Annotated in this window: 18 protein-coding genes; 12 read left to right on the forward strand and 6 right to left on the reverse strand. The window is 72.9% G+C overall.

Going from position 1 to position 13,658, the window contains the following annotated elements:
- Positions 1–76: 76 nt before the first annotated feature.
- Genes mshB through ACT4N7_RS28245 form a run of 3 tightly spaced genes read left to right on the forward strand, consistent with a single transcriptional unit; the run spans position 77 to position 2,206 of the window.
- Positions 77–949, forward strand: coding sequence for an N-acetyl-1-D-myo-inositol-2-amino-2-deoxy-alpha-D-glucopyranoside deacetylase (gene mshB / locus ACT4N7_RS28235; protein ID WP_444831918.1), 873 nt, complete (start codon positions 77–79; stop codon positions 947–949).
- The gene (locus tag ACT4N7_RS28240) at positions 946–1,383 is read left to right on the forward strand and encodes a hypothetical protein (protein ID WP_444831919.1); all 438 of its coding nucleotides are present in this window, start codon (positions 946–948) and stop codon (positions 1,381–1,383) included. Before mshB ends, ACT4N7_RS28240 begins: the two co-directional genes overlap by 4 nt.
- Positions 1,376–2,206, forward strand: a complete 831-nt coding sequence (locus ACT4N7_RS28245) for a hypothetical protein (protein ID WP_444831920.1) — start codon at positions 1,376–1,378, stop codon at positions 2,204–2,206. The genes ACT4N7_RS28240 and ACT4N7_RS28245 overlap by 8 nt, the downstream gene beginning before the upstream one ends.
- Here the strand turns inward: ACT4N7_RS28245 and ACT4N7_RS28250 are convergent.
- On the reverse strand, positions 2,199–2,909 hold the full coding sequence (locus ACT4N7_RS28250) for a GNAT family N-acetyltransferase (RefSeq protein ID WP_444831921.1): 711 nt from the start codon (positions 2,907–2,909) through the stop codon (positions 2,199–2,201). The genes ACT4N7_RS28245 and ACT4N7_RS28250 overlap by 8 nt on opposite strands.
- A gap of 153 nt (positions 2,910–3,062) precedes the next feature.
- Between ACT4N7_RS28250 and fdxA the strand changes: the two genes are divergently transcribed.
- From fdxA to ACT4N7_RS28265, 3 genes are all read left to right on the forward strand, one after another.
- Positions 3,063–3,383: a ferredoxin gene (gene fdxA / locus ACT4N7_RS28255; protein ID WP_444831922.1), complete on the forward strand. Its 321-nt coding sequence runs from the start codon at positions 3,063–3,065 to the stop codon at positions 3,381–3,383.
- Entirely contained in the window at positions 3,380–4,471 is a 1,092-nt protein-coding gene (dapC, locus tag ACT4N7_RS28260) for a succinyldiaminopimelate transaminase (RefSeq protein ID WP_444831923.1), read from the forward strand. Before fdxA ends, dapC begins: the two co-directional genes overlap by 4 nt.
- 148 nt (positions 4,472–4,619) lie before the next feature.
- On the forward strand, positions 4,620–5,207 hold the full coding sequence (locus ACT4N7_RS28265) for a hypothetical protein (protein ID WP_444831924.1): 588 nt from the start codon (positions 4,620–4,622) through the stop codon (positions 5,205–5,207).
- Positions 5,208–5,220: 13 nt separating this feature from the next.
- Here ACT4N7_RS28265 and ACT4N7_RS28270 read toward each other — a convergent pair whose 3' ends face one another.
- On the reverse strand, positions 5,221–6,138 hold the full coding sequence (locus ACT4N7_RS28270) for a CHAD domain-containing protein (RefSeq protein ID WP_444831935.1): 918 nt from the start codon (positions 6,136–6,138) through the stop codon (positions 5,221–5,223).
- 97 nt (positions 6,139–6,235) lie between these two features.
- The gene (dapD, locus tag ACT4N7_RS28275; RefSeq protein WP_444831925.1) at positions 6,236–7,225 is read right to left on the reverse strand and encodes a 2,3,4,5-tetrahydropyridine-2,6-dicarboxylate N-succinyltransferase; all 990 of its coding nucleotides are present in this window, start codon (positions 7,223–7,225) and stop codon (positions 6,236–6,238) included.
- 50 nt (positions 7,226–7,275) lie between these two features.
- Here dapD and dapE point away from each other — a divergent pair, with 50 nt between their 5' ends.
- Complete coding sequence (gene dapE / locus ACT4N7_RS28280; RefSeq protein WP_444831926.1) at positions 7,276–8,352, forward strand: succinyl-diaminopimelate desuccinylase; 1,077 nt, start codon at positions 7,276–7,278, stop codon at positions 8,350–8,352.
- Here dapE and ACT4N7_RS28285 read toward each other — a convergent pair.
- On the reverse strand, positions 8,339–8,818 hold the full coding sequence (locus tag ACT4N7_RS28285) for a hypothetical protein (protein WP_444831927.1): 480 nt from the start codon (positions 8,816–8,818) through the stop codon (positions 8,339–8,341). The two genes, dapE and ACT4N7_RS28285, sit on opposite strands and share 14 nt — an antisense overlap.
- An 89-nt stretch (positions 8,819–8,907) precedes the next feature.
- On the opposite strand from ACT4N7_RS28285, the gene ACT4N7_RS28290 reads away from it, so the two are divergent.
- Both ACT4N7_RS28290 and ACT4N7_RS28295 read left to right on the forward strand, forming a co-directional pair.
- Positions 8,908–9,693 carry an LOG family protein gene (locus ACT4N7_RS28290; RefSeq protein WP_444831928.1) on the forward strand — a complete coding sequence of 262 codons (786 nt, stop codon included), beginning with the start codon at positions 8,908–8,910 and terminating at the stop codon, positions 9,691–9,693.
- Positions 9,675–10,229, forward strand: a complete 555-nt coding sequence (locus ACT4N7_RS28295; protein WP_444831929.1) for an LOG family protein — start codon at positions 9,675–9,677, stop codon at positions 10,227–10,229. Before ACT4N7_RS28290 ends, ACT4N7_RS28295 begins: the two co-directional genes overlap by 19 nt.
- Before the next feature lie 13 nt (positions 10,230–10,242).
- Here the strand turns inward: ACT4N7_RS28295 and ACT4N7_RS28300 are convergent, their stop codons facing one another.
- Positions 10,243–10,914: a lysophospholipid acyltransferase family protein gene (locus ACT4N7_RS28300; protein ID WP_444831930.1), complete on the reverse strand. Its 672-nt coding sequence runs from the start codon at positions 10,912–10,914 to the stop codon at positions 10,243–10,245.
- Between the two features lie 72 nt (positions 10,915–10,986).
- On the opposite strand from ACT4N7_RS28300, the gene folP reads away from it, so the two are divergent.
- Positions 10,987–11,874 carry a dihydropteroate synthase gene (gene folP, locus ACT4N7_RS28305; RefSeq protein WP_444831931.1) on the forward strand — a complete coding sequence of 296 codons (888 nt, stop codon included), beginning with the start codon at positions 10,987–10,989 and terminating at the stop codon, positions 11,872–11,874.
- Between the two features lie 11 nt (positions 11,875–11,885).
- Positions 11,886–12,785: a glucosyl-3-phosphoglycerate synthase gene (locus tag ACT4N7_RS28310; RefSeq protein ID WP_444831936.1), complete on the forward strand. Its 900-nt coding sequence runs from the start codon at positions 11,886–11,888 to the stop codon at positions 12,783–12,785.
- On the opposite strand, the gene ACT4N7_RS28315 is transcribed toward ACT4N7_RS28310, so the two are convergent.
- Positions 12,782–13,258 carry a GNAT family N-acetyltransferase gene (locus ACT4N7_RS28315; RefSeq protein WP_444831932.1) on the reverse strand — a complete coding sequence of 159 codons (477 nt, stop codon included), beginning with the start codon at positions 13,256–13,258 and terminating at the stop codon, positions 12,782–12,784. The two genes, ACT4N7_RS28310 and ACT4N7_RS28315, sit on opposite strands and share 4 nt — an antisense overlap.
- 65 nt (positions 13,259–13,323) lie before the next feature.
- Between ACT4N7_RS28315 and ACT4N7_RS28320 the strand changes: the two genes are divergently transcribed.
- Positions 13,324–13,650, forward strand: coding sequence for a PadR family transcriptional regulator (locus tag ACT4N7_RS28320; RefSeq protein WP_444831933.1), 327 nt, complete (start codon positions 13,324–13,326; stop codon positions 13,648–13,650).
- Positions 13,651–13,658: the final 8 nt, after the last annotated feature.

Genomic DNA, 13,658 nt, shown 5'->3' on the forward strand with positions numbered 1-13,658 from the left:
TTCGCCCCTTCGATGCCGGTGCGTGCTTGCCTTGTCCCGCACCGGCATCGCCCTACTTGTGCTTAGGCTGAACCCGATGCTGACAGCCCCACCTCGACTGCTGCTCGTCCACGCGCACCCCGACGACGAGAGCCTGTGTACCGGCGGGACCATCGCCCGCTACGCCGCGGCGGGCGTCCAGGTCACGCTGGTCACCTGCACCCTCGGTGAAGCGGGGGAGATCATCCCGGCGTCGCTGGCCCAGCTCGGCGCGGACGCCGCCGACCAGCTCGGCGGCTACCGGGTGGCCGAGTTGCGCGCCGCGTGCGCCGCGCTCGGCGTGTCCGACCACCGCTACCTGGGCGGCATGGGCCGCTGGCGCGACTCCGGCATGGTCGACACGGCGGCCAACCGGCACCCGCGCGCGTTCGTCGCGGGCGACCTCGCCGAGCAGACCGCCGCGCTGGCCGCGATCCTGGCCGACGTCCGGCCGCAGGTCGTGGTCACCTACGGCCCCGACGGCGGCTACGGCCACCCCGACCACATCCGCGCGCACGAGATCACCGTGGCCGCCGCCGCGGGGGTGCCCGAGATCGCTCGGCTGTACTACACCGTGGCGTCCAGGCAGGCCACCGAGGCGGGGGTCGCCGCGCTGGCCCACGCTGGCGGGCTGCCGTACCGGCTGCCGATGCCGGGTGAGCTGCCGGTGGTCGACGACACCGACATCACCACGTCGGTCGCCATCGCCGACCACCTGCCCGCGAAGCTGCGGGCGCTGCGCGCGCACGCCACCCAGGTCAGCGTGTGGCAGGGCCAGGACGGCGTGCACAGCTACGCGCTGTCCAACGGCATCGCCCAGCCCGTGGTCGACCAGGAGTTCTACGTGCTGGCGAGCGGGCGCCCGCAGAGTGTCGAGGCCGACCTGTTCGGCGGCCTGGCCCCGGTCGAGCACGTCGGCGCCGACCGGTGACGCCGGGCGAGCGCTCGCGCTACGGCGGACTGCTCGCCGTGAGCGCGGTGCTCGCCGTGTTCGAGCTGCTCTACCTGCCGCTGCGGCTCGACGGGCGGGTGCTGCCGGAGTTCGGGTCGATTCCGTTCCCGATCACCGTGCTGGTGGCCGCGGTCACCCTGCCGTGGCTTGTCGTGCGCGCGGGCCGGATCGTCCCGCGGACCGTGGTGGCGGCGGGCCCGCTGTTCGTGTGGCTCGCGACGCTGCTCGCGTTCGTGCTGGTCGCGCCGGGTGGCGACCTGATCGTGATCGCCGACTGGCGCACCCTGCTGCTGCTCGCCGCAGGCGCGTTCCCGGCCGCGGTCAAGATCGGCGACGTGCTCGCTCGCGCGGCGCTCGCGGCCAACGTCGACAAGACTGGCCCCAAGCGCGCGAAGGGGGGCAGTGGTGGCTGAGGCCATCTCGGACAAGCAGATCGTCGCGGTGCTGCGGCCGTTCGTCCGCGCCACCACCCCGCTGCTCGACGCGCTGCGCGAGTCCGACCCGCTTGGGCTGGTCCGCCGCGTGCTGCCCGCGCACCGCGAGACGCTGGCGGCGGGCGACCGCGAGGACGCCGAGCACCTCGACCGGGTCGAGCGCGGTCTGCGCGAGAAGCTGCTCGACGGCCTGGAGAGCGTCAAGGTCCCGGGCACGACAGCGTGGGACACCATGACCATCGACGACCGCACCGACTGGTGGGTCAACCGGGTCGGCCGGTTCACCGTGCTGCTCGCGTCGATCCCCGGCCTGGGCGGCGCGCTGGCCGACCGGCTCCCCATCCAGGACGCGCTCGCCACCGCCGGGCAGGGGCTGCTGCTCTCGGCCATCGCCGCCGAGCACGGCCGCACCGACCAGGCCGACCGCGTCCGGCTGATCGCCCGGGTCCTCTTCGACCGCGACATCGACCCCGCCCTCGCCGCGGGCCACGGCGACGACGTCACCGACGAGGAGGAGGACGCGGCCACCGCGGCGCTGACCGAGGAGCTGACCGAGAGTTCGGCGAAGCACGGGAAGATCACCGTCAAGGCCGCGACCAGCACCCTGTGGCGCTTCGGCCGCACCCTGTGGGCACTGGGCGACGAACTCGACAAACGTCCCCAGGGCCGCTTCTACCACAAGGCCATCGGCATCCTGCCGGTCGTCGGGATGGCGGCGGACTACTTCGGCGAGCGCTCGGCGCTCAAGCGCGCCGCGAAGAAGGCCCGCAAGTGGCTGGCGGCGACCGCGCCGGTCAGCTAGCCGACCAGTACCGGTACCGGTGCGACTCGGTGTATCCCAAACCCCGGTACAGCGCCAAAGCGGCCACGTTGCGCACCGCCACCTGCAACACGCGCCGCCGCGTGGCGGCCCATCGGTCGAGCCCGGCCAGCAGCGACCGCGCGACCCCGCGCCCGCGTGCCTCGGGCACCACCTCGACCACGGACACGTGCAGCCACTCGGCCACCATGCACCCGCGCGCCACCCCCACCAGCGCGCCGTCGCGGTACGCGCCGGCGTAGCCCACGCGCGGCCCCGAGGTCAGCACATGGCGCTGCGCCGCCGACGGCGTCCCACCGACCGCCAGCTCCAGCCACCCGTCCGGCGGCTCGCCCGCCACCTCGGCGCCGTCCGTCGGGACCGTGAGCGCGCTGGTCAGCACGGCGGACTCGGCCCCCTTCGGGTGAGCCAGGTTCACCGCCCACCCGGCGTCGGCCAGGTCGGCCTCCACCGCCGAGCCGACCACCACCTGCGCGTACGGCCGGATGCCGTGCGCCTCGGCGAACTCCGTCAGCACGGCCAGCGCCGACGGCACCGCCAGGCCGGGATCGCCCACCGCGAGCGCGCTGTTCGCCCGCCCCGTGTACCCGCCCGCTGCCCGCAGCCGCCACTGGCCGAGCCGGTGTTCCACCAGCGGCGGCCAGGCGTCGGCGCAGACCTCTTCCATCGTGTCCACCTCGCGCATTCCAGCAGTCTGGACGATGCGCCAGACCCCGCCATCCTGTGATGTGAACTAGACGGCACCGGTTGTGTGACCGCGTGGTCGGCGCGGGATACTGTCGCTTGTCGTGCAGCTCCCGCCTGCGCGCCGAACGTCATGAAGGAGCAGGAGACCGCAGTGACCTACGTGATCGCCGAGCCCTGCGTCGATGTGTTCGACAGGGCATGCATCGAGGAGTGCCCCGTCGACTGCATCTACGAAGGGGACCGGATGCTCTACATCCACCCCGACGAGTGCGTGGACTGCGGCGCCTGCGAGCCGGTCTGTCCGGTCGAGGCCATCTACTACGAGGACGACGTCCCGGACCAGTGGTCCGCCTACACCAAGGCGAACGTCGACTTCTTCGACGCCCTCGGCTCACCCGGCGGCGCGTCGAAGACCGGCAAGGTCAGCGCGGACCCGGATTGGATCAAGGCGCTCCCCCCGCAGGGCGAGTGAGCTTCCCGGAGCTGCCGGACTTCCCCTGGGACTCCCTGGCCGACCACGCCGTTCGGGCGCGTGCGCATCCCGATGGCGTGGTCGACCTGTCTGTCGGCACCCCGGTCGACCCGGTGCCGCCGCTGATCCAGGCGGCGCTGGCGTCGGTCGCCGACCTCCCCGGCTACCCCACCACGCACGGCAGCCCCGCCCTGCGCGCGGCGGCGGTCGGCGCCCTCGCGCGTCGGCACGGTGTCACCGGGCTCGACCCGGACGCCGTACTGCCCACGATCGGCTCGAAGGAACTCGTCGCCTGGCTGCCGACACTGCTCGGCGCCCGGTCGGTCGTGGTACCCGAGTTGGCGTACCCGACCTACGAGATCGGCGCCCGACTCGCGGGCGCCGACGTCGTCCGGTCCGACGGGCTCACCGCGCTCGGCCCCGCCGCGCCCGGGTTGATCTGGGTCAACTCTCCGTCGAACCCCACTGGCCGGGTGCTGCCGGTGGCCCACCTGCGCAAGATCGTCGACTGGGCACGTCAACGCGGAACCATCGTCGCCTCCGACGAGTGTTACCTCGCCCTGGGCTGGGAAGCATCGCCGGTCTCGATCCTGCACCCGGACGTCTGCGGCGGCGATGTCACGGGTCTGCTGGCGGTGCACTCGCTGTCGAAGTCGTCCAGCCTCGCCGGCTACCGCGCGGGTTTCGTCACCGGTGACCCCGCGCTGGTCGCGGGCCTGCTCGAAGTCCGCAGGCACGCCGGGATGATCGTGCCGCGCCCCGTCCAGGCCGCCATGACCGCCGCCCTCGACGACGATGGACACGTCGCCGCCCAGCAGGCCCGCTTCGGCCGCCGCCGCGACCACCTGCGCGCCGCGCTGACGGCGGCCGGGTTCACCATCGAGCACTCCGAGGCGGGCCTGTACCTGTGGGCCACCCGGGGCGAACCCGCGTGGGACACCGTCTCGTGGCTCGCGTCCCTGGGCATCCTGGTCGCCCCCGGCACTTACTACGGCCCAACCGGCGACCGCCACGTCCGCATCGCCCTCACCGCAACCGACGACCGCATCGCCGCCGCCGCCTCCCGACTCAGCACGGCCACCCGGTAAGGACTGCTGCGCCGGCCGAGTGATTGCGATCACCCGAATAGGTCGCGGTTCGTGACATTCCGAGTGGCCGCTGGGCACGGTGATTGCCGTGGGAGGCAGCCGATGTGGAAGCACGCAGACCAGATCAGGGCGACGGTGTCGCAATCGGGTGGCCAAGCGCGGAAGCGTGTGCGCCAGGCACCGATGCTGGGCGCTGTTCTGGCGTCGGGATCCGACGACAACGACCCGTCGGCAGCGAACCTCGGCAGGGCCCGGTCGTCGTCCGCCTGCCGGGTCCGCTCACCAGGTCGGCCTGTCCGTCGCCAACGCCGTCTGGCAGCGCACCATCACCCGTCGAGCGAGCTACGCGGTCGACGCGGCCACCTGGTCGGCGCTGTGCGCGGCGGACGCCGCCAAGACCTGCGCTGTTTTCGCGCGGTTGGCCCGTGATCTCGGGACGGCTCAGGACCAAGCCCAAGCGCTGACACAACGCCTGCTGGGAGCCGCGACCAAGACGAACGCCACGGTCGCCCGGATCGTGGCCGAGCAGGTGACCAAGCGGTTGTTCGAGGTCGCGGGGCCGCACCTGTCCGGCGTGGTGAACTCCTTGCGCGTACTCGGCCTGTTCGTCTGCGTGGGCGCGGGCCGGGATCCCGGCGACTGCCGATGCCTCAAGGACATGCTCGCCGAACACGGCAAAGACGAGGTCAAGTCAATGCTCAAGGACGGTCTCGCCGAACTGATCGGCTCGCGGTAAGCCCTGCTCGGGCTCAGTCCAGCAGTTCGCGGGCGCGGGCGTCGACCTCGTCGACGGCTGAGCGCCAGCGGCTGCGGCGGTCCGCCTTGCGGGCCCGCTCCCGCTCGACCAGCCGCCCCGCCACGAACACGACGTCGATGGTCGCGCCGTCGCCGAGTTCGTTGACCAGGCGGCGGATCGTCTCCTCGGCGAGGACGGCGTCCTGGTGGTCGCCGAGGGTGTCCTGGAAGGACTTGGTGGCCTTGACCAGCTCCTTGATCGCCTTCTTCGCGCCCGGCGCGGCCAGTTCGGCGGCGTAGCGCAGCCGCTTGCCCTGGATGCGCAGCGCGTGCAGGTTGTCGTCCGGTGGGTCTTCGCCCAGCGCGGCGACGGCCTTCATCAGCTTGCGGTGCGGCTTGCGGACCACCTCGACCAGCGCGGTCTCCTCGGCGGGCGCGTCGGCGGGCTGGTCGGGGACAGCGGCGGCCACGGCGGCGGCCAGCGACCTGATCAGCTTGTCGAACCGCTTGCCGCGCAGCGTGCCCAGCATCCGGCGGCGGGCACCGCGCCGGTCGGCGACGAGCCCGCCGAGCAGGGTCTCGACGGCCGCCTGCTCGACCTCGTCGAAGGTGGCGGCCTCGGCACGCAGGTGGTCGAGCTGCACGTCGAAGTCGCGGACGGCGCCGAGGGCGCCGCCGAGCCACTTCAGCTCGACCTGCAGGGCGTCGGCATCGGGGATCGTGTCGCGGTCGGCCTTCAGCGCGGCCCGCGCGCGACGCACCGCGACACGCATCTCGTGGACGTGTTCCGGGTCGGTGCCGACGCGGGCGCCCTCGCGGTTCGAGACCAGCGCGCGGGCCTGCTCGTCGAGGCGGGCGCGCACGTGCGCGGCGGCCGTGTCCTTCGGGCCGGCGACCAGTGGTTCCGCGGCGAGGCCGAGATCGGCCGTCATGGTGCTCACCGCACTCCCTCGCAGGCTCGGTTGTGCGCTTCGCGGAGACGCTGTGACATCGGTTCGCTCGCAAGCTCGCTCACGCGGCCATCGTAGATCAGTCGTTCGCGTGCAACGCCGCGTTCAACTCGATTCCACTACCCGTTCGGCTGACGACTTCCACCGTTCCGGTGGCCGAATTGCGCCGGAACAGCAGCCCGGACTCGCCCGACAGCTCGCGCGCCTTGACCAGTCGGCCGTCGGGCAGGGTGATCTTGGTGCCCGCGGTGACGTAGAGGCCTGCCTCGACCACGCAGTCGTCGCCGAGGGAGATGCCGATGCCCGCGTTCGCGCCGAGCAGGCACCGCTCGCCGATGCTGATGGTTTCCCTGCCACCGCCGGAAAGCGTGCCCATGATCGACGCGCCGCCGCCGACGTCGGAGCCGTCGCCGACCGAGACGCCCGCGGAGAGCCTGCCCTCGACCATGGACGCGCCCAGCGTGCCCGCGTTGAAGTTGACGAAGCCCTCGTGCATCACCGTGGTGCCGGTGGCCAGGTGCGCGCCGAGGCGGACCCGGTCGGCCTCGGCGATCCGCACGCCCGCGGGCAGCACGTAGTCCACCATTCGGGGGAACTTGTCGATCCCGAAGACGGTGACGTGGCCCCGGGAGCGCAGCCGCAGCCGGGTGACCTCGAAGCCCTCGACCGCGCACGGGCCATGGTTGGTCCACACGACGTTGGCGAGCAGGCCGAAGATGCCGTCGAGGTTCTGCCCGTGCGGGCGGACGAGCCGCGCGGAGAGCAGGTGCAGCCGCAGGTAGACGTCGTGCGCGTCGGCGGGCGGGAGGTCGAGGTCGTCGACCCCGGTGCGCACGGCGATCACCTCGACGCCGCGCGCCTGGTCCGGTCCGAGCAGCGCCGACACGCCAGCGCCGAGTTCCTCGCCCGCCTCGTGCTCGGAGAGCCGCTGGGTCCCCGGCACCAGCGGGAGGCCGAGTTTCGGGTTCGGGAACCAGGTGTCCAGCACGGTCCCGTCGGTGGTGACGGTCGCCAGTCCGACGCCGTGCGCACCCTTGCTCTCACTCGCTGCGCTGCTCACGGGCGACACGGTAGCCAATCGGCGGGAGCCGACGCCCGGCCCGGGTAGCGTGACCGGCCGTGACTGTTGCGCTGGACCTCTCCGCGGACCCTGTCGACCTGACCGCCGCCCTGGTGGACATCCCCAGCGAGTCGGGGCAGGAGGCCGTCCTCGCCGACGCGGTCGAGCGCGCGCTGCTGGCCCAGGCTCCGCACCTGGAGGTTGTCCGCTCCGGCAACACCGTCCTGGCCAGGACGACCCTCGGGCGCGCGTCCCGGGTCGTCTTCGCGGGCCATCTCGACACGGTCCCGGTCAACCGGAACCTCCCGGTGCGCCGCGAGGACGGCGTGCTGCACGGCCTCGGGACGGTCGACATGAAGGGCGGCGACGCGGTGATGCTGCACCTTGCCGCCACCGTCACCGACCCCGCGCGCGACCTGACGTTCCTGTTCTACGACTGCGAGGAGATCGACGCCGACCGCAATGGCCTCGGCCGGATCGAGCGCGAGCTGCCCGAGTGGATGGCCGGCGACCTGGCGGTGGTCTGCGAGCCGTCGAACGGCGTGGTCGAGGCGGGCTGCCAGGGCACCATGCGCGTCGCGCTGCGCACGTCCGGCGTCCGCGCGCACACCGCCCGCGGCTGGATGGGCGTCAACGCCATCCACGCCCTCGGTGACGCCCTGCGCGTGCTGGCCGACTACCAGGCCCGCGTGGTCGACATCGACGGCTGCACCTACCGCGAGGGCTTGCAGGCCGTGCACGTCGCGGGCGGCGTGTCGGGCAACGTCGTGCCGGACGAGGCCCTGCTGCGGGTCAACTTCCGGTTCGCGCCGGACCGCTCACCCGCGCAGGCCGAGGCGCACCTGCGCGAGGTGTTCGCGGGATACGACCTCGCGGTGGTCGACAGTTCCCCGGGCGCCCTTCCCGGCCTGTCCGCCCCCGCCGCGCGCGAGCTGGTGGCGGCCGCGGGCGGCGTGCCGGTGGCCAAGCTCGGCTGGACCGACGTGGCCCGCTTCGCCGCGCTGGGCATCCCGGCGGTCAACTTCGGCCCCGGCGACCCGACGCTCGCGCACACCCAGCAGGAACACGTCCCGGTCGAGCACATCGAGCGCTGCGCCGCCGTGCTCCGCCGGTTCATCAGCACTAGGCACCCCTGAGCCGCGCGCCGTGCAGGCAGGCCAACGCGATCGCGATGATCAGGCTCACCCACCCGGCGGACGACAGGTCCTTCCCGTCGTCCGGCAGCGTGGAGTTGAGCCATCCCACACAGGGCGCGGCCGCCACGCTGAGCGCCAGCAGCGCCCAGCTCGCCTGCCGGTTCAACACCGGCGCCGCGGCGACGACGATCGAGCCGACCGCCAGCAGCACCATCAGCGCCAGCACGACGAACGCCGCGCCGCCGAGCTTGTCGACCAGTCCCCACAGCGAGTAGTCGCTGGTCGTGGACCGCGTGCGCTCGGTGAACCAGGTGGCCGCCGTCAGCGCGAGCAACGCTGCCGCCAGCCCGGTGACGGCCTGCGCGCGGCCCCGGTCGGCCCGATCGTCCTCGACCTGCTCCGCCAGCCGCTCGATCCGGCCGCGCAGCGACTTGAGTGACTTCTCGACCTGGTCGGACTCGTTCACCCTGGTCCTCCTTCGCCCCGGACTCCGACGCGCCCCACCTGACCCGCGTTCCTCGAACGGGAAACCGCCACGGCTCTACACTCGCTGCCGTGACGATCGACGGTTCCCACAACGGCAGCGACGAGGAACACCCGAGGGAGCGCCAGCGCGGCCCGGTGACCCTGCGGCGCGAGCGTAGCGACGACGAGGACTCGACCACCGACCAGCGGCTGCTCGACTCCCGCGGCCCCACCGACTGGGTGCACACCGACCCGTGGCGGGTGCTGCGCATCCAGGCCGAGTTCGTCGAGGGCTTCGGCGCGCTGGCCGAGGTGCCCCGCGCGGTCACCGTGTTCGGCTCCGCCCGCACCAAGCGCGACCACCCCGAGTACCAGCTCGGCCGCGACATCGGCGCCGCCCTGGCCAGGTCCGGGTTCGCGGCGATCACCGGCGGCGGCCCGGGCGCCATGGAGGCGGTCAACCGCGGCTGCTCGGAGGCGGGCGGGTTCTCCATCGGCCTGGGCATCGAGTTGCCGTTCGAGCAGGGCCTCAACCCGTGGGTCGACCTCGGCGTCAATTTCCGCTACTTCTTCACCCGCAAGACGATGTTCATCAAGTACTCGCAGGCGTTCATCTGCCTACCCGGCGGCTTCGGCACCCTTGACGAGCTGTTCGAGGCGCTGACCCTGGTGCAGACCAAGAAGGTCACCAAGTTCCCGGTCGTGCTCTTCGGCACCGAGTACTGGGGCGGGCTCTACGACTGGCTGCGCGACTCGGTGTGCGAGCACGGCAAGATCGGCGACAAGGATCTGGCGCTGCTGCACGTCACCGATGACATAGACGACGCCGTGCGCGTGGTCGAGGAGGCATACCAGGCGTGGAGCGACGCGCATTGAGCCGCACCCTGTGTGTCTACTGTGGATCGAACGACGCGGTCCCGCGCGGCTACCTCGACCTGGCCGACGAGGTCGGCGCGGGCCTCGCGGCGCGCGGCTGGTCGCTGGTCTGGGGCGGGTCGTCCGCGGCGATGATGGGCGCGGTCGCCCGCGCGGCGCGGCGCGGCGGCGCGCACACGGTCGGGGTGATCCCGCGCGGCCTCGTGGAGCTGGAGCGGGCCGACCCGGGTGCCGACGAGCTGCTGGTGGTCGAGGGCATGCGCGAGCGCAAGGCGCTGATGGACGACCGCGCCGACGCGTTCCTCGCGCTGCCCGGCGGCCTGGGCACCTGTGAGGAGCTGTTCGAGGTCTGGACCTCGCGCTACCTCGGCATGCACGCCAAGCCGGTGGTCCTGCTCGACCCGGACGACCACTGGGACGGCCTGCTGCGCTGGGTGCGGGAGCTGCGCTCGCGCGGGTTCGCCACGCAGACCGCGATGGACGCGCTGGTGGTCACCCGGACGGTCGACGCGGCGCTGGACGCCTGCGCGCGCTAGTGCGGTGACCGCACTAGGCGGCCGCGTTGGGGCGCTTGTGGTAGGAGTCGACGTACTCCTGGCCGGACAGCTCCATGATGGCGTACATGATCTCGTCGGTGACCGCGCGGCGGATCGGCAGCGAGCTGCCCATGCCGTCGTAGCGGGTGAAGTCGAGCGGGGTGCCGAAGCGCACGGTGATCCGGTGCGGGCGGGGCAGCCGGGTGCCTGCGGGCTGCACCTTGTCCGTGCCGACCAGCGCCACCGGAACCACGAGCGCGCGGTGTTCCAGGGCGAGCTGCGCGACCCCGGTGCGGCCGCGGTGCAGCTTGCCGTCGAGCGAGCGGGTGCCCTCGGGGTGGATGGCGAACGCCTCGCCCCGGTCGAGCGCCTCGCCCGCGACGTCGAGGGCCGCGAGCGCCGCGCGGCTGTTGTCGCGCTGGACCGGGACGGCGCCCAGGGCGCGGAACAGCGTGCCGACGAACCGCCCGCGCAGGGTCCGCGCCTCGAAGTACTCGGCCTTGGCCAGGAAGGCGACCTTGCGGGACAGCATCATCGGCACCACGAAGCTGTCGATCACCGCGAGGTGGTTGATGGCCAGGATCACCGGCCCTTTCGCGGGCACGCGGTCCGCTCCCTCGACGACCGGCCGGAGATAGATCCGGGCGAGGAACGAGAGCACGACACGCAGGGCGCGGTAGAGCACGGCGGGTCCTCCTAGGTCTTCCACCACTGTAACCACGGCGCGCGGTGATCACCGCCTGGTCGAGACTCGGGCATGGCACGATCGGGAGCCGTGACAGTGCTGAGGTTCGGTGCGCGCGGGACCGCGCAGGATCGGGCTCTGGTGATGGCGATCGTCAACCGGACCAGGGACTCCTTCTACGACCGCGGCGCCACCTTCGCCGAGGCGCCCGCGCTGGCCGCGGTCGACCGCGCGGTCGCCGACGGCGCGGACATCGTCGACATCGGCGGGGTCCGCGCCGGCTCGCACGGCGAGCCGGTGGACGCCGCGGAGGAGGCCCGCCGGGTGGTGCCGTTCGTCGCGGCGGTCCGCGAGCGCCACCCCGACCTGGTGATCAGCGTCGACACCTGGCGCCACGAGGTCGGTGCCCTGGTGTGCGACGCGGGCGCCGACCTGATCAACGACACCTGGGCGGGCGCGGACCCCAAGCTCGCCGAGGTCGCCGCCGAGTACGGGGTGGGCATCGTCTGCTCGCACACTGGCGGCGCCGCGCCGCGCACCGACCCGCACCGGGTGCGCTACACCGACGTGGTGGCCGAGGTCGCCGCCGAGTTGGCCGCCAGGGCCGAGCGGATGGTCGCCATCGGCGTGCCCCGGGCCGGGGTGCTCATCGATCCCACGCACGACTTCGGCAAGAACACCTGGCACGGTCTGGAACTGGTGCGCAGGCTGGGCGAGCTGGTCGACACCGGCTGGCCGGTGCTGATGGCACTGTCCAATAAGGACTTCATCGGGGAGACGCTCGGGGTGGGGCCCGCGGACCGGGTGGACGGTACCCTCGCGGCCACGGCCGTGTCGGCGTGGACGGGCGCCCGGGTGTTCCGGGCGCACGAGGTGCGCCGGACGAGACAGGTGGTCGACATGGTGGCGAGCATCGCGGGCACCCGCCCGCCCACCCGGGCCGTGCGGGCGCTGGCGTGAGCGTCGACCGGATGCTGGCCGAGCGGACCTGGCAGAGTCCTGAGTGGACAGTGTCACGGTTGGTGTGCGCCAAGGGTTCCCGAACTGTCAGCGTGGTGCTGCCCGCGCTCGACGAGGAGGCCACGGTCGGCCAGGTCGTGGCCTCGGTGCGCCCGCTGGTCGGATCCCTTGTGGACGAACTGGTCGTGGTGGACTCCGGCTCCACCGACCGCACCGCCGCGGTCGCCGCCGCGGCGGGCGCCCGTGTCGTCCACCGTGACGAGGTGCTGCCGGAGCTGGAACCCTTGCCCGGCAAGGGTGAAGTCCTGTGGCGCTCGCTCGCCGCCACCACCGGCGAGCTGGTGGTCTTCCTCGACTCCGACCTGGTCGACCCGGCCCCGGCCTTCGTCCCGGCGCTGCTCGGCCCACTGCTCACCACCGCGGAAACCCACCTGGTCAAGGGTTTCTACCGCCGACCGCTGCGGCTGGAGAGCGCGGAGACCGGCACCGGCGGCGGTCGCGTCACCGAACTCCTTGCCCGGCCGGTACTTTCCGCGCTGCGCCCCGAACTGGCCGGGATCATCCAGCCGCTGGGCGGGGAATACGCAGGCACACGGGAGTTTCTGGAGTCGGTCCCCTTCGCCCCCGGCTACGGCGTGGAGATCGGCCTGCTGCTTGACGCCCACACCCGCTACGGCCTCGACGGCCTGGCGCAGGTCAACCTGGGCGTGCGCAAACACCGCAACCGCTCGCTGCTGCAACTGGGCGTGATGGCGCGCCAGATCCTGGGCACCGCGCTGAACCGGTGCGGAATCGAGTCCGCGTCGGCCGGGCTGACCCAGTTCGTCCAGGTGGGCGGAGAATGGCTGCCCGACCGCATCGACATCCCGATGACCGACCGCCCCCCGATGCGCGAGGTGCTGACGGTCTAGAGCGCCAGGGCGAGTTCGACTTCCCGCAGGGCCGGGTCGTGCGGATGGATGTCGTCGCGGCCGGTCGGGGTGAAGCCGAGTCCGCGGTAGAAGCGCAGTGCCCGGTCATTGGTCTGGTCCGCCCACGCCGTGATCCGGGGGTGGCCCTCGGCGCGGGCCCAGTCGACCACCGCGCCCACCACGGTCGCGGCCAGCCCCGTGCCGCGGGTGTCCGGGTGGGCCCAGACCGAGACCAACTCGACCTCGTTCGGCCCCGCCATCCCGCCCGCGATCCCGACCCGCCCCTCGCCCGCCTCGGCGAGGAACAGGGCGTCCCGCGCGAGCCAGCCCCGCCAGCGGTCCTCGTCGAAGGACAGTTCGTGGGCCAGGGTGGCGCCGAACGCGGCGGGAGTGTCGGTGAGCGCGGCGATGCGGATCGCGCGCAGCCGAGCCCAGTCGTCCGGGGTGAGGCGGCGCACCGCGAATTCGGCCATGCCCCAGGGTTTCCGACGCCCACGTCGATCCGCAACGAGGTTTCCGGTCCGTAGACTTGGTGGACATGAAGGCGGACGCGCTGCGTGGCCACCTCGACGCCCTCCTGCTCGCCACCCTGGACGGTCGGGAGCTGCACGGCTACGCGATCATCGAGACGCTGCGCACCCGCAGCGGCGGCGCGCTCGACCTGCCCACCGGCACGGTTTACCCGGCGCTGCGCCGCCTGGAGCGCGCGGGCCGCCTGGTCGGCGAGCTGAGCACCGTGGCGGGCCGGGAGCGTCGCACCTACCGGCTCACCCCCGCAGGCCGGCGCGCGCTGGCCGCCGAACGCCCCCCCAGGCGCGAGTTCACCGCCGACCGCCCCCGCGGCCTGGGCACCGCCCCCAAGTAGGCACGCCC

The organism is Actinokineospora sp. (assembly GCF_052390155.1).
In the GTDB taxonomy this organism is placed as follows: Bacteria; Actinomycetota; Actinomycetes; order Mycobacteriales; family Pseudonocardiaceae; genus Actinokineospora.

Excerpts from the sequence above, each read along its gene's own strand:
- mshB (WP_444831918.1), top strand. The coding sequence starts at position 77 with ATGCTGACAGCCCCACCTCGACTGCTGCTCGTCCACGCGCACCCCGAC.
- ACT4N7_RS28250 (WP_444831921.1), bottom strand. The coding sequence starts at position 2,909 with ATGCGCGAGGTGGACACGATGGAAGAGGTCTGCGCCGACGCCTGGCCG.
- ACT4N7_RS28270 (WP_444831935.1), bottom strand. The coding sequence starts at position 6,138 with ATGACGGCCGATCTCGGCCTCGCCGCGGAACCACTGGTCGCCGGCCCG.
- folP (WP_444831931.1), top strand. The coding sequence starts at position 10,987 with ATGGCACGATCGGGAGCCGTGACAGTGCTGAGGTTCGGTGCGCGCGGG.
- ACT4N7_RS28310 (WP_444831936.1), top strand. The coding sequence starts at position 11,886 with ATGCTGGCCGAGCGGACCTGGCAGAGTCCTGAGTGGACAGTGTCACGG.
- ACT4N7_RS28315 (WP_444831932.1), bottom strand. The coding sequence starts at position 13,258 with ATGGCCGAATTCGCGGTGCGCCGCCTCACCCCGGACGACTGGGCTCGG.
- ACT4N7_RS28320 (WP_444831933.1), top strand. The coding sequence starts at position 13,324 with ATGAAGGCGGACGCGCTGCGTGGCCACCTCGACGCCCTCCTGCTCGCC.